Source organism: Streptomyces sp. RP5T (assembly GCF_003933965.1).
In the GTDB taxonomy this organism is placed as follows: domain Bacteria; phylum Actinomycetota; class Actinomycetes; order Streptomycetales; family Streptomycetaceae; genus Streptomyces.
The window spans coordinates 1-14,737 of sequence record NZ_RSAJ01000181.1 but is presented as its reverse complement, the minus strand read 5'-3'; the positions used below and the strand labels follow the sequence as shown (position 1 = coordinate 14,737).

General features: G+C 69.7%; 14 protein-coding genes. 13 read left to right on the top strand and 1 reads right to left on the bottom strand.

Annotated elements, in window-relative coordinates; genetic code table 11:
- Positions 1–387: 387 nt before the first annotated feature.
- Positions 388–1,341, bottom strand: a complete 954-nt coding sequence (locus EHS43_RS20120; protein ID WP_125192157.1) for a LysR family transcriptional regulator — start codon at positions 1,339–1,341, stop codon at positions 388–390.
- A gap of 172 nt (positions 1,342–1,513) precedes the next feature.
- Here EHS43_RS20120 and EHS43_RS20115 point away from each other — a divergent pair, with 172 nt between their 5' ends.
- The 13 genes from EHS43_RS20115 (at position 1,514) to EHS43_RS20055 (ending at position 14,442) form a co-directional block, all read left to right on the top strand.
- Complete coding sequence (locus tag EHS43_RS20115; RefSeq protein WP_260470626.1) at positions 1,514–3,049, top strand: carotenoid oxygenase family protein; 1,536 nt, start codon at positions 1,514–1,516, stop codon at positions 3,047–3,049.
- A gap of 8 nt (positions 3,050–3,057) precedes the next feature.
- Positions 3,058–3,711, top strand: coding sequence for an MBL fold metallo-hydrolase (locus EHS43_RS20110; RefSeq protein WP_125192156.1), 654 nt, complete (start codon positions 3,058–3,060; stop codon positions 3,709–3,711).
- 32 nt (positions 3,712–3,743) lie between these two features.
- Positions 3,744–4,499: an SDR family NAD(P)-dependent oxidoreductase gene (locus EHS43_RS20105; RefSeq protein WP_125192155.1), complete on the top strand. Its 756-nt coding sequence runs from the start codon at positions 3,744–3,746 to the stop codon at positions 4,497–4,499.
- A 39-nt stretch (positions 4,500–4,538) separates the two neighbouring features.
- The gene (locus EHS43_RS20100) at positions 4,539–5,147 is read left to right on the top strand and encodes a carboxymuconolactone decarboxylase family protein (RefSeq protein ID WP_125192154.1); all 609 of its coding nucleotides are present in this window, start codon (positions 4,539–4,541) and stop codon (positions 5,145–5,147) included.
- Positions 5,144–6,016 (top strand): fumarylacetoacetate hydrolase family protein, encoded by an 873-nt coding sequence (locus EHS43_RS20095; protein WP_125192153.1) that lies wholly within the window; start codon positions 5,144–5,146, stop codon positions 6,014–6,016. The genes EHS43_RS20100 and EHS43_RS20095 overlap by 4 nt, the downstream gene beginning before the upstream one ends.
- Complete coding sequence (locus EHS43_RS20090; protein WP_125192152.1) at positions 6,013–6,876, top strand: fumarylacetoacetate hydrolase family protein; 864 nt, start codon at positions 6,013–6,015, stop codon at positions 6,874–6,876. Before EHS43_RS20095 ends, EHS43_RS20090 begins: the two co-directional genes overlap by 4 nt.
- Positions 6,873–7,658: an SDR family NAD(P)-dependent oxidoreductase gene (locus tag EHS43_RS20085; protein ID WP_125192151.1), complete on the top strand. Its 786-nt coding sequence runs from the start codon at positions 6,873–6,875 to the stop codon at positions 7,656–7,658. Before EHS43_RS20090 ends, EHS43_RS20085 begins: the two co-directional genes overlap by 4 nt.
- A gap of 45 nt (positions 7,659–7,703) precedes the next feature.
- A complete protein-coding gene (locus tag EHS43_RS20080) occupies positions 7,704–9,164 on the top strand; it encodes an aldehyde dehydrogenase family protein (RefSeq protein ID WP_125192150.1) in 1,461 nt (486 codons plus the stop codon).
- Positions 9,165–9,221: 57 nt separating this feature from the next.
- Entirely contained in the window at positions 9,222–9,620 is a 399-nt protein-coding gene (locus tag EHS43_RS20075; protein WP_125192149.1) for an SRPBCC family protein, read from the top strand.
- A 146-nt stretch (positions 9,621–9,766) separates the two neighbouring features.
- Entirely contained in the window at positions 9,767–10,300 is a 534-nt protein-coding gene (locus EHS43_RS20070) for a 2,4'-dihydroxyacetophenone dioxygenase family protein (RefSeq protein ID WP_125192148.1), read from the top strand.
- Between the two features lie 30 nt (positions 10,301–10,330).
- Positions 10,331–11,674 carry an MFS transporter gene (locus EHS43_RS20065; RefSeq protein WP_125192147.1) on the top strand — a complete coding sequence of 448 codons (1,344 nt, stop codon included), beginning with the start codon at positions 10,331–10,333 and terminating at the stop codon, positions 11,672–11,674.
- Positions 11,671–12,804 carry a 2,3-butanediol dehydrogenase gene (locus EHS43_RS20060; protein WP_260470625.1) on the top strand — a complete coding sequence of 378 codons (1,134 nt, stop codon included), beginning with the start codon at positions 11,671–11,673 and terminating at the stop codon, positions 12,802–12,804. Before EHS43_RS20065 ends, EHS43_RS20060 begins: the two co-directional genes overlap by 4 nt.
- Positions 12,805–13,509: 705 nt before the next feature.
- Positions 13,510–14,442, top strand: coding sequence for a helix-turn-helix domain-containing protein (locus tag EHS43_RS20055; protein ID WP_125192146.1), 933 nt, complete (start codon positions 13,510–13,512; stop codon positions 14,440–14,442).
- Positions 14,443–14,737: the final 295 nt, after the last annotated feature.

Genomic DNA, 14,737 nt, shown 5'->3' with positions numbered 1-14,737 from the left:
GGGCACGGGTGCAGGCATGCGTGATCTCCACGTGAGGTGTCGGGAGGGGACGAGGTGGTTCGGCCGTGGTGGCCTGGCCGCCGGATACCTGCGAGCAGGTTCGCGGGAGCGGTGCCGATGACAGTCCGGTGCGACGGAGCGCCGACTCGCCGTGACGTCCGGCGCGATTCCGGCGACGGCTGACACTGCGGCTCGGACGTCGGGCTGAGACGACTATCGGGCACCGTGGAGGGCCTGCCTAGCCCTCGTCCGATCGAGATCGGTCATGCGGATCATCCGGTTCCTGGATGCCGGGGTACGGGGAAAACCAGCCTGCGCGAGCGGTCAGCGTTGTCCACGTGGATGTGCCGCTCAAGGATCGTGGGGGAAGCCCCGTACAGCGGTCCGCTACCGCTCGCCGGACCCGTTCGGAGCCGGCACCTCCTCCAACCCCGGCATGCCCGGCCCGGACAGGCGAGCGAGCGCGAGACGCAGGAACGCCTGCGCGGCTGGAGAGGCCGGAGCAGGGTCGCGGTGGACCAGGGCCAGGGGCTGGAGCGCCTGCGGGTCGTCGAGGCGCAGGATGCAGTCGGCGTGATCGGCCGGGACGATCGCCTCGGCCGCCGGACGGGGTACGACGGTCACCCCGATGTCCTCGAACGCCAACGACACGAGGTCACCGGCGCTGCGCAGGGCGCAGACACCCCGGCGACGGGCCCGCGCGCGTTCGAACGCCGCGTCCACCTGCGCGCGCAGACCCGTGTCGGGAACGCATTCGAGGAAGCGTTCGTCGGCCAGCTCGCCCAGGGAGGTGACACCGACCCCGCGCAGCCGGTGCCGGCGGCCCACCACAGCCACCAGCGGTACCACGCTGAGCAGGTGGTACGCGATGCCCGGCGGCAACTGGTGCTCGTGCACGGCGACGACGGCGACCTCCAGTTCCCCCGTCAGGAGCTGGGAGGTGGCTTGCACACCGTCGGAGTCGAAGAGAGTGACCTCGACCGCGGGATAGGCCTCCTGGAACTCCCGCAGCACACCGAGCTGGTCGATGTTCCCTGCCGTGAGCGTCACCGAGCCGATCCGCAGCCGGCCACGCACGGGTCCGTCGAGCGAGGAGATCTCGGCGTTCATCTCCTGAACCGCCTTCAGCACGCGCCGGGCGCAGGCGACGAAGACCTGTCCGGCCTGGGTGACGCGGACGCTGCGACTGGTCCGCTCGAACAACCGGGCCCCGACCTCTCGCTCGAGCTGCGTGATCTGGTGGCTGAGCCCCGACTGACCGATGCGGCAACGGGCGGCCGCCCGGGTGAAGTTGAGCTCGTCGGCGATGGCCACCGCGTATTCCATCTGCCGCAGATCCATCGCATTCTCCGATCATTTCGTGCGTGTTTCAGCGTTGGACGCCGACGACATCCCGAGCACATGATGGTCAACACGAGCTGATGGGCTCGCCTTCACGAGATTCTGCTGTGCGGCCACCCAGGGGAATCAATCACGTTCTTCGCTTGATCGACCTTGCCACAGGGAGAGAGCCATGGCTACTGCAACGACGCAGTCCGACGGAACACCCGGGCAGCAGCCCGTGAGCACCCAGCCGCCTCCGGAAACCATGCAGTTCCCGGACACGCCGAAATTCCGGGGGTTCTTCGCGCCCTCACGGATCGAGGCGGACGTCTACGACCTGGAGGTCGAGGGGCGCATACCCCCCGAGTTGAACGGCGCCTTCTACCGGGCCGCCGCGGACACCCAGTACCCGCCGCGGTATCCGAACGACGTGTACATCAACGGCGACGGCATCATCCACATGGTGCGCTTCGACAACGGTCACGCGGATCTGAAGACGCGCTACGTCCGCACCCAGCGCTTCCAGCTCGAACGCCAGGCGCGCCAGGCCCTGTTCGGTGCCTACCGCAACCCCTACACCGACGATCCGTCAGTGGCCGGCGTCGACGACGGAAACGCCAACACCTCGATCATCTGGCACGCGGGCAAGCTGCTCGCGCTCAAGGAGGCGGCCCTCCCGTACGAGCTGGACCCGGCGACGTTGGAGACCAAGGGCGTCTACGACTTCTCCGGCCAGATCCCGGGCCGTACCTTCACCGCACACCCCAAGCACGACCCGCGCACCGGTGAGCTGATCGCCTTCGCGTACAACGCCAGTGGTCTGCCGGACAAGCAGATCCACATCCACGAGATCTCGGCGGACGGCAAGGTCACCCGCTCCCAGACCTTCGAGGTCCCCTACTCGTCGATGGTGCACGACTGGCTGGTCACCCGGGACCACTTCGTCTTCACGATCTCGCCCATGGTCGCCGACCCGGAGCAGATGAAGACCGAGGAACAGTACTTCGTCTGGGACCCGAACCAGGAGACCTACGTCGCGATCATCCCGCGGGACCAGGGGGTGAGCGGCATCAAGTGGTTCCGCAGCGAACAGCTCATGGAGACCCACTCCCTGAACGCCTGGACGGACGGCGACACCCTCGTCGGCGACCACTTCACCACCAGGTCCGGCTGGTTCTCCCAGTTCCCGAAGACGACCGTCGGCCCGCTTCCCGAAGAGCCGCCTTTCCTGCACCGCTGGACGTTCGACCTCACGCGGGGCGCCGCCCACTGGGACGACGCCAGCGACACCTACCACAGCGAGCAGCTCCTCGCCTCGCCCGGCGACATGCCCCGGGTCGACCCCCGCGTACTGATGGAGAAGAACCGGCACGCCTGGGTCGGCGGCTTCCACCCCGACCTGCCGAAGGGCGAGATCGGCCCGATGGGCCCGCCCTTCAACTCCCTGATCCACCGTGACGACAGCACCGGTGCCAGTGCCTACTGGAGCCCTGGCGAGCACGGAGCCCCCGAGGAGCCGGTGTTCATCCCCAAGTCCGCGGACGCCGCCGAGGGCGAGGGCTATCTGCTGGCGCTGGTCGGCCGGCGCGACCAGATGCGGCACGATCTCGTCGTCCTGGACGCCCTCGACATCGCCGCGGGCCCGATCGCCACGGTGAAGATCCCCTTCCGGCTCCGGTACGGCTTCCACGGCACCTGGGTGCCCGCCGCCGAACTGGGGAAGTGAGCAGGCCCGTGCGACTCACCAGGAGCGGCCACGCCTGCGTCCGGCTGGAGCAGGACGGCGTCGTCATCGTCATCGACCCCGGCAGTTACTCCGACCCGCACGCCCTCGACGGTGCCCACGCCGTGCTCGTGACCCACGAGCACGTGGACCACTTCGCCGAGCCCCTACTGCGCGCGGCAGCAGAAGCCGACCCCGGCCTGCGGATCTGGGCCGACCGAGCAGTCGCGGGCCGGCTCGCCGGGCTCGGCGGCGGCCGGGTCACGGTGGTCGGCGACGGGGACGCCCTCGACATCGAAGGCGTGGGCGTCGACGTGCACGGAGAACTTCATGCCGTGGTCCATCCCGACCTGCCGCGGGTCACCAACGTCGGCTTCCTCGTGGGGGACGGCGACGCCACCGTGTTCCACCCGGGCGACGCCTTCACCGTGCCCGCCCGCCCGGTGGACACCCTCCTGCTGCCCGTGCACGGCCCGTGGTCCAAGACGGGCGAAGTCATCGACTACGCCCGTGAGATCAAACCCCGCAGTGCCGTGTCGATCCACGACGGCGGTCTCAGTGACAGCGGGAACGCGCTGGCCGACCACATGCTGGAGATGTGCCTGCGGGACATCGGGACCGACTACCGGCGTCTGGCCGCCGCAGCCGGAATCGAGCTCACCTGATGGCCGCGTCGGCACGGACACAGAGCCCGCCCATGGGGTGGCTGGGTCTTGAAGGGCGCGGTGCGCTCGTCATCGGGGCCGGCGGACTGGGCAGTGCCTGCGTCCAGGGGCTGGCGGAAGCCGGGGCTCGGCTGACGGTCGTCGACGCGGACGAGGCCCGCCTCAAGAGCCTGCGCGACGATCCGGCCTGCGCGGCCGCCGTCGTACGGACCGTCACCGCGGACCTGACCTCCTCCGAGGCCTGCGAGCGGGCGGTCGCCGAGGCAGCCGGCGAACTCGGTGGTCTGGACGTGCTGGTGCACGCCGTGGGCACGAACGACCGGCGTCCCGTCGTGGACACGCCCGACGAGGTGTGGGACCGGATCCTGACCCTGAACCTGTCCAGCGCCTTCTGGACGGGACGCGCCGCGGGTCGGCTGATGCGCCGGGCCGGACACGGCAGCATGGTGTTCTTCTCGTCCGTCTCCTCCCTGCTCGCCCACCGCCATCACGGCCCGTACGCTGCCTCGAAGGGCGGCCTGGACCAGTTGGTGCGTGTCATGGCGCGTGAATGGGCAGCCGACGGCATCACCGTCAACGCCGTTGCCCCGGGCTACACGGAGACCGAGCTGACCCGTGCATACCTGGCGAAGCCCGGCATGCGGGAGGTGTTGACCGGCCTGGTTCCCGCTGAGCGCCTCGGACAGCCGAAGGACGTCGTCGGAGCCGCCCTGTTCCTCTCCTCGGCTCACGCCTCGTACATCACCGGTCAGGTCCTCTACGTGGACGGCGGCCGCACGCTCGTGTGACCCCCTGCCCTCTTTGGCCGAACCCGGAAGGGAGTGCGGATGCCCGCACGCATCGCCGGCCGCCTGCCCGGTGAACTGGACGAGCAGCAGGCAGAGGTGTACCGCGCCATCACGGGCGGCGCCAGGGCCACGGGGCGGCAGGTGTTCCCCCTCACCGACCAGGAAGGCCGCCTCCGGGGACCCTTCAACGCGATGCTGCTCAGCCCGCCGGTCGGAATGGCGGTACAGGAGGTGGGGGCGGCGGTGCGCTACGCGTCGGTCCTGACCGACCGCGTGCGCGAGATGGCGATCCTGGTCGTCGCCGCCCACTGGAACAGCACCTTCGAGTGGGAGGCCCACGAGGCGGTCGGCCGTACCTGTGGCCTCACCGACTCCGAACTGAACGCACTGCGTGCGGGCGCACTGCCTGCCCTCTCGGACCCGGCCGAGCGCGCCGCCCTGCGCGCGGCGCTCGCGCTGGCCCGAGCGGGCGTCCTCAACGACCGGCAGTACCACCACGCGGTGGCCGAGTGGGGGGAGCGGGGACTGTTCGAGCTCACGTCCCTCGTCGGCTACTACGCCCTGCTCGCCCTGCAGTTGCGCGTTTTCGCGGGAGAAGAACCGGACGGCTCCTGCGCCCCACCCCAGACCGAAAGCGGGACACGATGAAACTGGTCACGTTCGACGACGGACGAGTGGCAAGGCTCGAACTCGAAGAGCGGCTGGTGCTCCCCCTGCAAGTGGCGAGCACGCGGGAGTACTTCGAGCGCGACGGCCGGGTGCCGGAGACAGGAGAGCGCCTGGACCTCGATGACGTGACGCTGCGCGCGCCGATCGTGCCGAAGAAGTTCTTCCACACCTCCGGCAACTTCCGCGAGCACGAGGACGAGTCGAAGAACGTCGACTGGTCCCACCCCATGCACAAGGGCATCGTCTTCTTCCAGAACGTCGACGCGATCGTCGGCCCTGACGAACCGGTGATCCACCCGGAGCACCTGACGAGCGAACTCGACTACGAGCTGGAGATCGCCGTCGTCATCGGCACACCCGGCAAGTTCTTCGGCGTGGACGACGCGCCCGACCACATCGCCGGATACGTCGTCTTCAACGACATCACCGCTCGCGACATCCAACGCCGCGAAATGGAGTCGGGCGTCTTCTCCTTCTGCAAGGCCATCGACACCTTCTGCCCCGTCGGCCCGTACATCGTGACCGCCGACGAGATCCCCGACGCGCAGAACCTCGACATGGAGCTGCGGGTCAACGGGGTGGTGCGGCAGAAGTCCAACACCAACCGGATGTCGGTGTCCATCCCGCACCTGGTCGCCTACCACTCCCCGCAGGGCTACAGCGCGGGCGACCTGATCACCACCGGCACCGTGCAGGGCGTGGCCGGCTTCAGCGGCGACCCGGACATGTACCTCAAGCCCGGTGACGTCGTCGAGGCCGAGGTCGAACGTCTCGGGGTGCTGCGCAACCCCATCGTCAGCTGGGAGCAGGGCCACGGCACGCCCGTACCGAAGAAGGTGGAGTGGTGAGACTCGGCGTCCTCGACGGGCGGGCCGTCGTGGTCCGCGGGGACCGGGCCGCGGACGTCCGATGGGCGTCGAAGGGGCGCTTGCCCATCGACCCGATGCTTCTGCTGGGGGAGTGGCCCCGGCTACGGGAGTGGGCGGCCGGACTGGCCGACGAGACCTACGACATCCCAGTCGACCCCGCCGCACTCGGCGCACCGGTACCGCGCCCCCGGCAGGTGTTCGCCATCGCCCTCAACTACCCTCCGCACGCCGCCGAAGCCGGCTTCACCCCGCCCGACGAACCCCTCGTCTTCACCAAGTTCCCGGCCTGCATCACCGGCCCGCGTACCTCCGTCGCCCTCCCGCAGGGCAAGGTGGACTGGGAGGCCGAACTCGTCGCCGTCGTCGGGCGGGACACGTACCGGGTGAGCGAGGACCGGGCCTGGGAGGCTGTCGCCGGTCTCACGGTCGGCCAGGACCTCTCCGAACGCGTCACCCAACTGAAGGGCAGACCGGCCCAGTTCAGTCTCGGAAAGTCCTTCCCGGGGTTCGGCCCCACAGGTCCCCTCCTGGTCACCCCCGATGAACTCGACGACCCCGACGACCTGGAGATCACCGGACTGCTCAACGGGGAGCCCGTCCAGCACGACCGCACCAAGTCCATGATCTTCACAGTGCCGGAGCTCGTCGCCCGCCTGTCGTCCGTCGTGCCGCTCTTCCCGGGCGACCTGATCTTCACCGGAACCCCGGCCGGGGTCGGCAACCGGATGAACCCGCCCCGCTACCTCACCGCGGACGACGAACTCGTCAGCCGCATCGAAGGCATCGGAGAGATCCGCCAGCGCTTCACGGCCGTACACCCCCGAAGGGACCTCCCATGACAGAACAGAGCATTCCCCGCCGCTTCGAGGGCCGCTCGGTCCTGGTCACCGGAGCCGGCACCGGCTACGGCGCCGAGCTCGCCGTACGTGCCGCCCAGGAGGGCGCCCGGGTCGCCGTCCACTACCGCAGCTCCGCGGCCGGAGCCGAGAAGACGGTCGCCCGGATCAGCGAGGTCGGCGGCGAGGCCTTCACCGTGCAGGCCGACATCGCCGTCCACGCCGATGTCATCCGCATGGCCGAGGAGGTGTTCGACCGTTTCGGCGGCCTGGACGTGCTGGTCAACAACGTCGGTGACGTGGCGGGCGACCAGATGTCCTGGCGGGAACTCACCGAGGAGTCCATCGACCACGTGCTCGCGGTGGACATCAAGGGAACGATGCTGTGCGTCCACGAGTTCGGCTCCCGGATGCTGGAGCAGGGCCATGGCGCGATCGTCAACATCGGCTCCACCGTCATCGTGCGCGGCAGCGCCCGCGCCCCGCAGTACGCCGCCGCGAAGTACGGCATCCTCGGGATCACCAAGTCCTACGCCCAGGCGTTCGCGCCGACCGTACGGGTCAACACCTTCGCCCCCGGTTTCATCGAGACCGAGATGCTCCTCAGCCGTGCGGACTGGAAGGCCGGCCGCCGTGAGGACATGATCGCCAAGACCCCGATGGGCCGCATTCCGGGCCCCGCCGAACTCGCCGGCACCGCCCTCTTCCTCGCCACCGACGACGCCGCCCACATGACCGGCGCGTACCTCAACGCCGACGGCGGCTTCAACATGATCGGCGCCTGACCCACACGGCGCGCACCGGCCCGAGCAACCAGAGGAGACGACCTCGTGTCACCTGACCGTGACCTTCTGATCGGCGGCAAGGAGATCCCGGCCGCCTCCGGGCGGACCACCGCCGACATCGGTCCCTGGACCGGCGAGCCCCACGCAAGGGTCGCCGCGGCCGGCCCCGAGGACGTGCGCGCGGCGGTGGACGCGGCCGATGCCGCCTTCGCCGAGTGGGCGGCGCTGGAGCCCTTCGCCCGCCGGAACATCTTCCTGCGCGCGGCCGACCTCATGGAGGAACGCGGCGAGCAGGTCGTGGAGTTGATGGCCGGCGAGGTGGGCGGGACCCGGGACTGGGCGTTGTTCAACATCGGGGTGGCCGCCGGCGCGCTGCGTGAGGCCGCTGCGGCGATCACCGCACCGCGCGGTGACGTACTCACCACCCAGGAGCCGGGCGGGCTGAGCCTGGCCGTGCGCGAACCCCTCGGTGTCGTGGCGGCGTTCGCGCCGTGGAACGCTCCGGTCATCCTCGGCACCCGAGCGGTTGCCGCCCCGCTCGCGGCGGGCAACACCGTGGTGGTCAAGGCGAGCGAGGACGCCCCGATCGCGTGCGGCCTGTTCGTCGCCGACCTGCTGCGCGACGCGGGCCTTCCCTACGGTGTCCTCAACGTCATCACCAACGACAGGGCGGATGCCGCGGACATCGCGCGGGAGCTGGTCGCGGATCCGCGGGTACGTGCGGTCAACTTCACCGGCTCGACCGGCGTCGGCCGGATCATCGGCACCCTCGCCGCCGAGCACCTCAAGCCGGCCGTACTCGAACTCGGCGGCAAGAACGCGGTGATCGTGCTGGAGGACGCCGACCTCGACCACGCCGTGAACGCCGCCACCTTCGCCGCGTTCATGAACTCGGGCCAGATCTGCATGTGCGCCGACCGCGTCCTGGTGCACAGCTCACTCGTCGATGAGTTCACCCGGCGGTTCGCCGAAAAGGTCGCCGGTCTGCCGAGTGGCGACCCCGGCCTGCCCGGCACCGTCATCGGCCCGCTGGTGGACGAAGCCGCGGCGCGGCGGGTCGCCGACCTGGTCACCGACGCGGTCGGCAAGGGCGCGCGCGTCCTGACCGGCGGTGGCAGGCCGCAGGGGGCCCTGCATCCGGCGACCGTGCTGACCGACCTGCCCGAGAGCGCGGAACTGCACCGCGTCGAGGCCTTCGGACCTGTCGTCTCCGTCAGGGCCTTCTCGGACGACGACGAGGTGGTGGCCTTGGCCAACGACACCGAGCACGGCCTCAGTTGCGGCATCCTCACCGAGAACGGCACCCACGGCCTGAAGGTGGCACGCCGCATCCGCACCGGCATCGTGCACGTGAACGACCAGTCAGTGGGGGACGAACCGCAGGCCCCCTTCGGCGGGTTCGCGGCCTCCGGTTACGGCCGCTTCGGGGGACGCTGGGGCATCGAGTCCTTCTCGAACACCCGCTGGGTCACCCTCTCCACCGAGCACTCCCCCTACCCCTTCTGATTCTGACGGCGTACGGCGCCTGCCCGCAGCCGTCACCACTGCGACCAGGGAGTATCCATGGCAACCTTCCGCTTCGACACCCGAGTCGCCCAGGACCCCGACCGCGTCTGGGCCGTCCTCACCGACGTGAGCATGATCCCGCAGTGGTTCCCGGCCGTGCAGGAGGCACACTTCGACGGCACGCACCGCCACCTGCGCGGGCCCGGCGGCATGGCGATGAAGTCCCTCGTGGTGACGAAGGACGACGAACTGCGCCGCTTCCAGTACCGGTTCGTCGAGGGCATGCCCCAGCCCATCGACTTCCACCTGGGCACCATCGACGTTCTCCCCGACGCGGGCGGCGCACGCGTGGTCTACAGCCAGGAGATCCTCCCGGACTCCTTGGCGCCCATCGTCGAGCAGGCCGTGGGGGAGGGGATCGAGGGCATCGCCCGGTACTTCGCGGCACATCCCTGACGTCCAAGAGCGGGCCGACCTCCCAGGGCAACCTGCGCGGCGCGGACATGTCCCAAACAGGCAATCCCTCATGTCTGCCAGGGGAAAGACCCGAACTCTGCTCTCGCGGTTCACTGTCGGCCACCTCGACGAAAAGGAGCCGCAACATGCCCGAGGAAGCAAGGTCGGAGTTCTGGAAGGGCCTCAAGCCGATCACCGACTCGGTGAAGCCCGACGCGCAGCCGGAGGTCTACCTGTCCCAGGTGGCCACCGACGACGACCGGTACTACGCGCCGCTCAGTGAGACCGTCGGATCACGCCCGCTGTGGATCAACGTCAAGGACAACTCCTGGGCCGACATCCTCTGCGCCAAGGAGGCAGGGCTCGTCAACCGGCACTACCACCCGCATGAGGTGTTCGCCTACACGATCTCCGGAAAGTGGGGCTACCTGGAGCGGCCCTGGACCGCGCAGGCCGGTGACTTCGTCTACGAGGCTCCGGGCGAGGGACACACGCTGGTGGCCTACGAGAGCGACGAGCCGATGAAGGCGTTCTTCATCGTCAAGGGACCGTTGATCTGGCTGGACGAGGACGGCGGAACCAACGGCTACTTCGATGTCCACGACTACATCGAGCTGTGCCGCAACCATTACGACAAGGTCGGCATCGGGGCCGACTACGTCAACTCCCTCTTCCGGTGACTCCGGTCCTTTCGCACGAACGAGGTTCCGATGTCACGTATACGTACCCGTGTCCGCCTGGACGGTGCAGCGCCCGAGGCCACCGAAGGCGCGGCGGCCCGCTATGAGAACCGGCTGCTGCTGATCCTCTTCCTCGGCTTCGGATTCGTCTTCTTCGACCGCCAGGCATTGCCCTTCCTGGCCCCGTTCATCAGCAAGGAGATCCACCTCTCCAACACCGAGCTGGGCACCTTGTCCGGAGTGCTGGCCCTCACCTGGGCGCTGTCCGGGCTGGTGGCCGGCCGTCTGTCGGACAGACTCGGCAGACGCAAACCGATCCTGATCACCGCGGTGGTCCTGTTCTCCTGCTTCTCGGCGGCGGGCGGGCTGGTGACCGGCTTCCTCGGCCTGCTCGTGGCCCGGGCTCTGATGGGTGTGGCGGAGGGCGCCGTGCTGCCGCTGGCGCAGTCGTTGATGGTGGAGGCGTCCCGGGAGAGCCGCCGTGGTCTCAACATGGGGCTGCTTCAGGGCTCGTCGGCCGGTCTGATGGGCGGAATCGTCGCCCCACTGGCAGTGGTGTGGCTCGCCGAGCTCCATGGCTGGCGGACGGCCCTGCTCGTGACGATCGTGCCCGGCCTGCTCATCGCGGCCTGGATCGCGAAGTCGGTCAGGGAGGTGCCGCCCGGCGGCCGGGCCCAGGTCGCCGCCCCCGAGGCCGTCGACATGGCGGCAGCCGGTCCGAAGCCGACGGTGCGCGAGGTGCTGGGGCACCGCAACATCGTCGTATGCATGGCGGCCGCGTGCTGCTACCTCACCTGGTTCATCGTCATCGTCACCTTCACTCCCACGTATCTGCTCACCGTCAAGGACTTCTCCTCCGGCACGATGAGCGGCGTGATGACCTGTCTGGGTGTGGGGTGGGTGCTGTGGGGATTTCTCACTCCCGCCGTATCGGACCGCATCGGCCGCAAGCCGACCATGATCGTCTTCTCCGCGACGGCGGCCCTGTGCCCGCTCGCCGTCGTGTACGTCAACGATCCGGTAGCGCTGGGCCTGGTCATCGTCCTGACCTACACCGGGCTCGGCTGCTTCACCCTGTTCATGGCGACGATCCCCGCCGAGACGGTGCCCCGTGGCGCGTTGGCCACTGCTCTTGGCCTGGTCATGGGGGTCGGCGAGCTGGCGGGCGGCTTCCTCGCCCCGGTGATCGCCGGGCGCGCGTCGGACGTCTGGGGTCTGCAGACCGCCATGTTCATCTCCACCGGCGGTGCCGTCGCCGTCGTCCTGCTGTCCTTCGGCCTGCGGGAGACCGCACCGCGGGTGCTGCGCCGGCGGGCCGAACGGGACGCCGCCGCGGTCACCTCCGGCCCGGTGATGTCCGGAGCGGCCGAATGAGAGCCGGGCAGCGGCGCATGAAGGCCGCCGTCTGGTACGGAGCCAGGGACGTCCGCATTGCCGAGGTGGACGTACCCGCCCTTCACCCCGGGGAGGTGCTCGTCGAGGTGGCGTACTGCGGCATCTGCGGCAGCGACCTGCACGAGTACGCCGACGGGCCGCACGCCATCCCCGTCGCCGAGCCGCATCCGGGCTCCGGCGCCACGGCTCCGCTCATTCTCGGCCACGAGTTCTGCGGGACGGTGGCGGCCCTCGGACCGTCGGTGACCGGCCTGACCGTCGGCGACCGAGTGGCGGTCGAGCCGAACTACCGGTGCGGGGCGTGCCCGCGGTGCCGGGCAGGTGAGTACAACATCTGCCGGCACTTCGGGTTCGCGGGGCTGATGGGCAACGGCGGCATGGCCGAGTACGCCGCCATACCCGCCTACATGACGCACCGCCTCCCCGATTCCGTGTCCCTGGAGCAGGCCGCGCTCTTCGAACCGGCATCGGTCGCGCTGCACGCGCTGCGGCGGGCCGGGACCACACCCGAGACCGTGGCGGTGATCGGCCTGGGACCGGTCGGCCTCCTCACCGTCCTGCTCGCGGCGGAACGCAAAGTGCCGCACATCCTCGCCGTCGACATCTCCGCTGCTCGACTGCGACGCGCGGCGGAGCTCGGCGCCACCGGACTCATCGACCCGGGATCGGAGAAGGACGCCGGGAAGCGCATCCGTGAGCTGACCGACGGTGAGGGCGTCGACGTCGCATTCGAGGCGGCCGGATCGGAGACCGCCCTGCGCACCTGCCTGGCGGCGACCCGGCGCGGCGGCCGGGTCGTCCTCGTCGGCCTGGCGCCGAAGGTGTCCCTGGACACCTTCGACATGGTCAACAACGAGCAGTCGATCATCTCCAGCGTCGGCTATCGAGACACCTATCCGGAACTCATCCGGCTCGTCGCGCAGGGCGGACTGGATCTGACACCGGTGGTCACCTCGACGATCGCCCTCGACGCCTTGATCCCTCATGGCTTCGAGAAGCTGATGGCAGGCCCGGGAAACCAGGTCAAGATCCTCGTCGATCCGCTGGCACACCGTGCCGAGGTGCCACTGCGCACGTCATCGGACGGCAGGAGCGAGGCTCGGCTGTGAGAGGGGAACTCGTTTCCGCCGTCATCGTCCATCAGGACGCGCCGAACGCCGAGGAAACCCCTGGCGCAGGCGGACGGCGGGAACGGGGTGTGCCACCGTATCGCCCCGCTCCGCTCCTGCACAGCGGCAGCGAGACCCTGACGAATACGGCCTCGCACCGCGGGGCCCGGTGCTGGAGTTCGCGCTCACCGTGATCACGACCGCGTGTCGGCCGGCCTCCACCCGATGCCGCTGCCGCCGGGCCGCCGGATGTCCCATCCCGGGCCACCGATCGCGCCGGTGACGGCATCGCCGGGGACAGGGGTCGGTTCTCGGCTGCCGCACCCTGCCTGCTGCCTGTTCGTCGCTGGGGCCGCCGTCACCGGCACAGCGATGGGGAAGGCGTCGTCGGACCGGCCCGTCATCCGCCGGATAAGGCCGCGGGCCGCCCGGACCGACCAGCCGACGGTCCGCTGACGCACTGCCCCGCCAGCTCGGCGCCGGGCTTCCCCTCGATGCGCGACCCGTGACGAGGCAGCACGGCGGAGGTACGCTCGCGGGGCGACAGCAACAGGCACCTTTGACGGCCCCGCACGCCAGAGGACGAGCCCAGCCACACGGTCGCGTCGACTCTTCGCCCTCCAGGGCAGGCTGGTCGTCCCCCACGCCGATCGCGGCGGAGGGGTTGGAAAGGAGATTCAGGTGACCTCGCCTATCGTCTCCCACGTGTCCACACAGTCGGTCGACCCGGCGGACCGCATCGACTTCTGGGAGGAACACAACCGGCGCGCACTGGTGGGGCTGACCTGCTCGTCGTACTCGCAGCAAGGCCTCTTGGCCACGGAGACGAACGTCGATCTGGGCGATCTGCGGCTGGCCGACATCTCCGGAAACGAGCACGTCGTCGAGCGGACGCCGCGGACCTGCCAGAGCCTGCCCAAGGACTCGATCTTCGTCACGTTGCTGACCGCGGGCTGCGGGGTCTTCTTCCATGAGGGCGGCTGCCTCACCCTCCGGACGGGAGACCTGATCCTCTACGACACACGCCGCCCCTATCTGTTCGGGTTCCCCTCCCCGATGCGTCAGCTGCTGGTCGACATTCCCCGCGAGGTGTTCGTCGCGCAGTGCGCCCCCGACGAGGTGTCCGCACCGATACTGCTCGGCACGGGCTCGGCGGCCGAGGGCGCGCAGGCTTCCGCGCTGGAGGCAGTACTGGCCCACTGGGCCACGGGACGCGGTGGCGAGGACCCGGTCAGCATCCAGGCGACCGTCCTCGACCTCGTCCGGACGCTGGCCGCGCCGAAACTGGGTGGTTCCGCGCCGCCCGCCGTGCTCTCCCAGCTGGCGGTGGCCAAGGACTTCATAGCCCGGCACCTCGCAGACCCCGAGCTGAGCCCAGGGCGGGTCGCCGGAGCGATCGGGGTCTCGCCGCGGCATCTCAGCCGCATCTTCCAACCGACCGGGGTGAGCCCCTCCCGCTACATTCTCGAGCAGCGGCTCGACAAGGCCCGGCAAGTGCTTGCCGATCCTGGCTCCCGCCATCTGACGATCGCCGAGATCGCCCATTGCTGGGGCTTCGCCAGCCAGGCCCACTTCACCCGGGTGTTCCGGAGTTGTTTCGGCCGCACCCCTGGCGAAACCCGCCCGTACATCTCCTGACTGACTGCCCCCTGCTGGTGTCCGGGGCCTGACGGTCGAGGAGGTCGCCGTGGCCGGAGGGGGTGTCGATCTCGGCGAGGCGTGCCACGTCGATCGGCGAGAGGTCGTTGACTTCAACGCGGGACGCTGCCGCGCTGCCCTGCGCTGCGCTTCGCAGGGCAGGGCAGGGCGGGGCCGGGGCGCCTTGAGCTGTGATCTTCCGCCACGGTCATCCGCGGCGGCACGGCCGCGCGACGGTCAGGAGGTGGACCGGAGGGTCCGCAGCAGATTGGTACTGTTCACCCAAATCCACTGC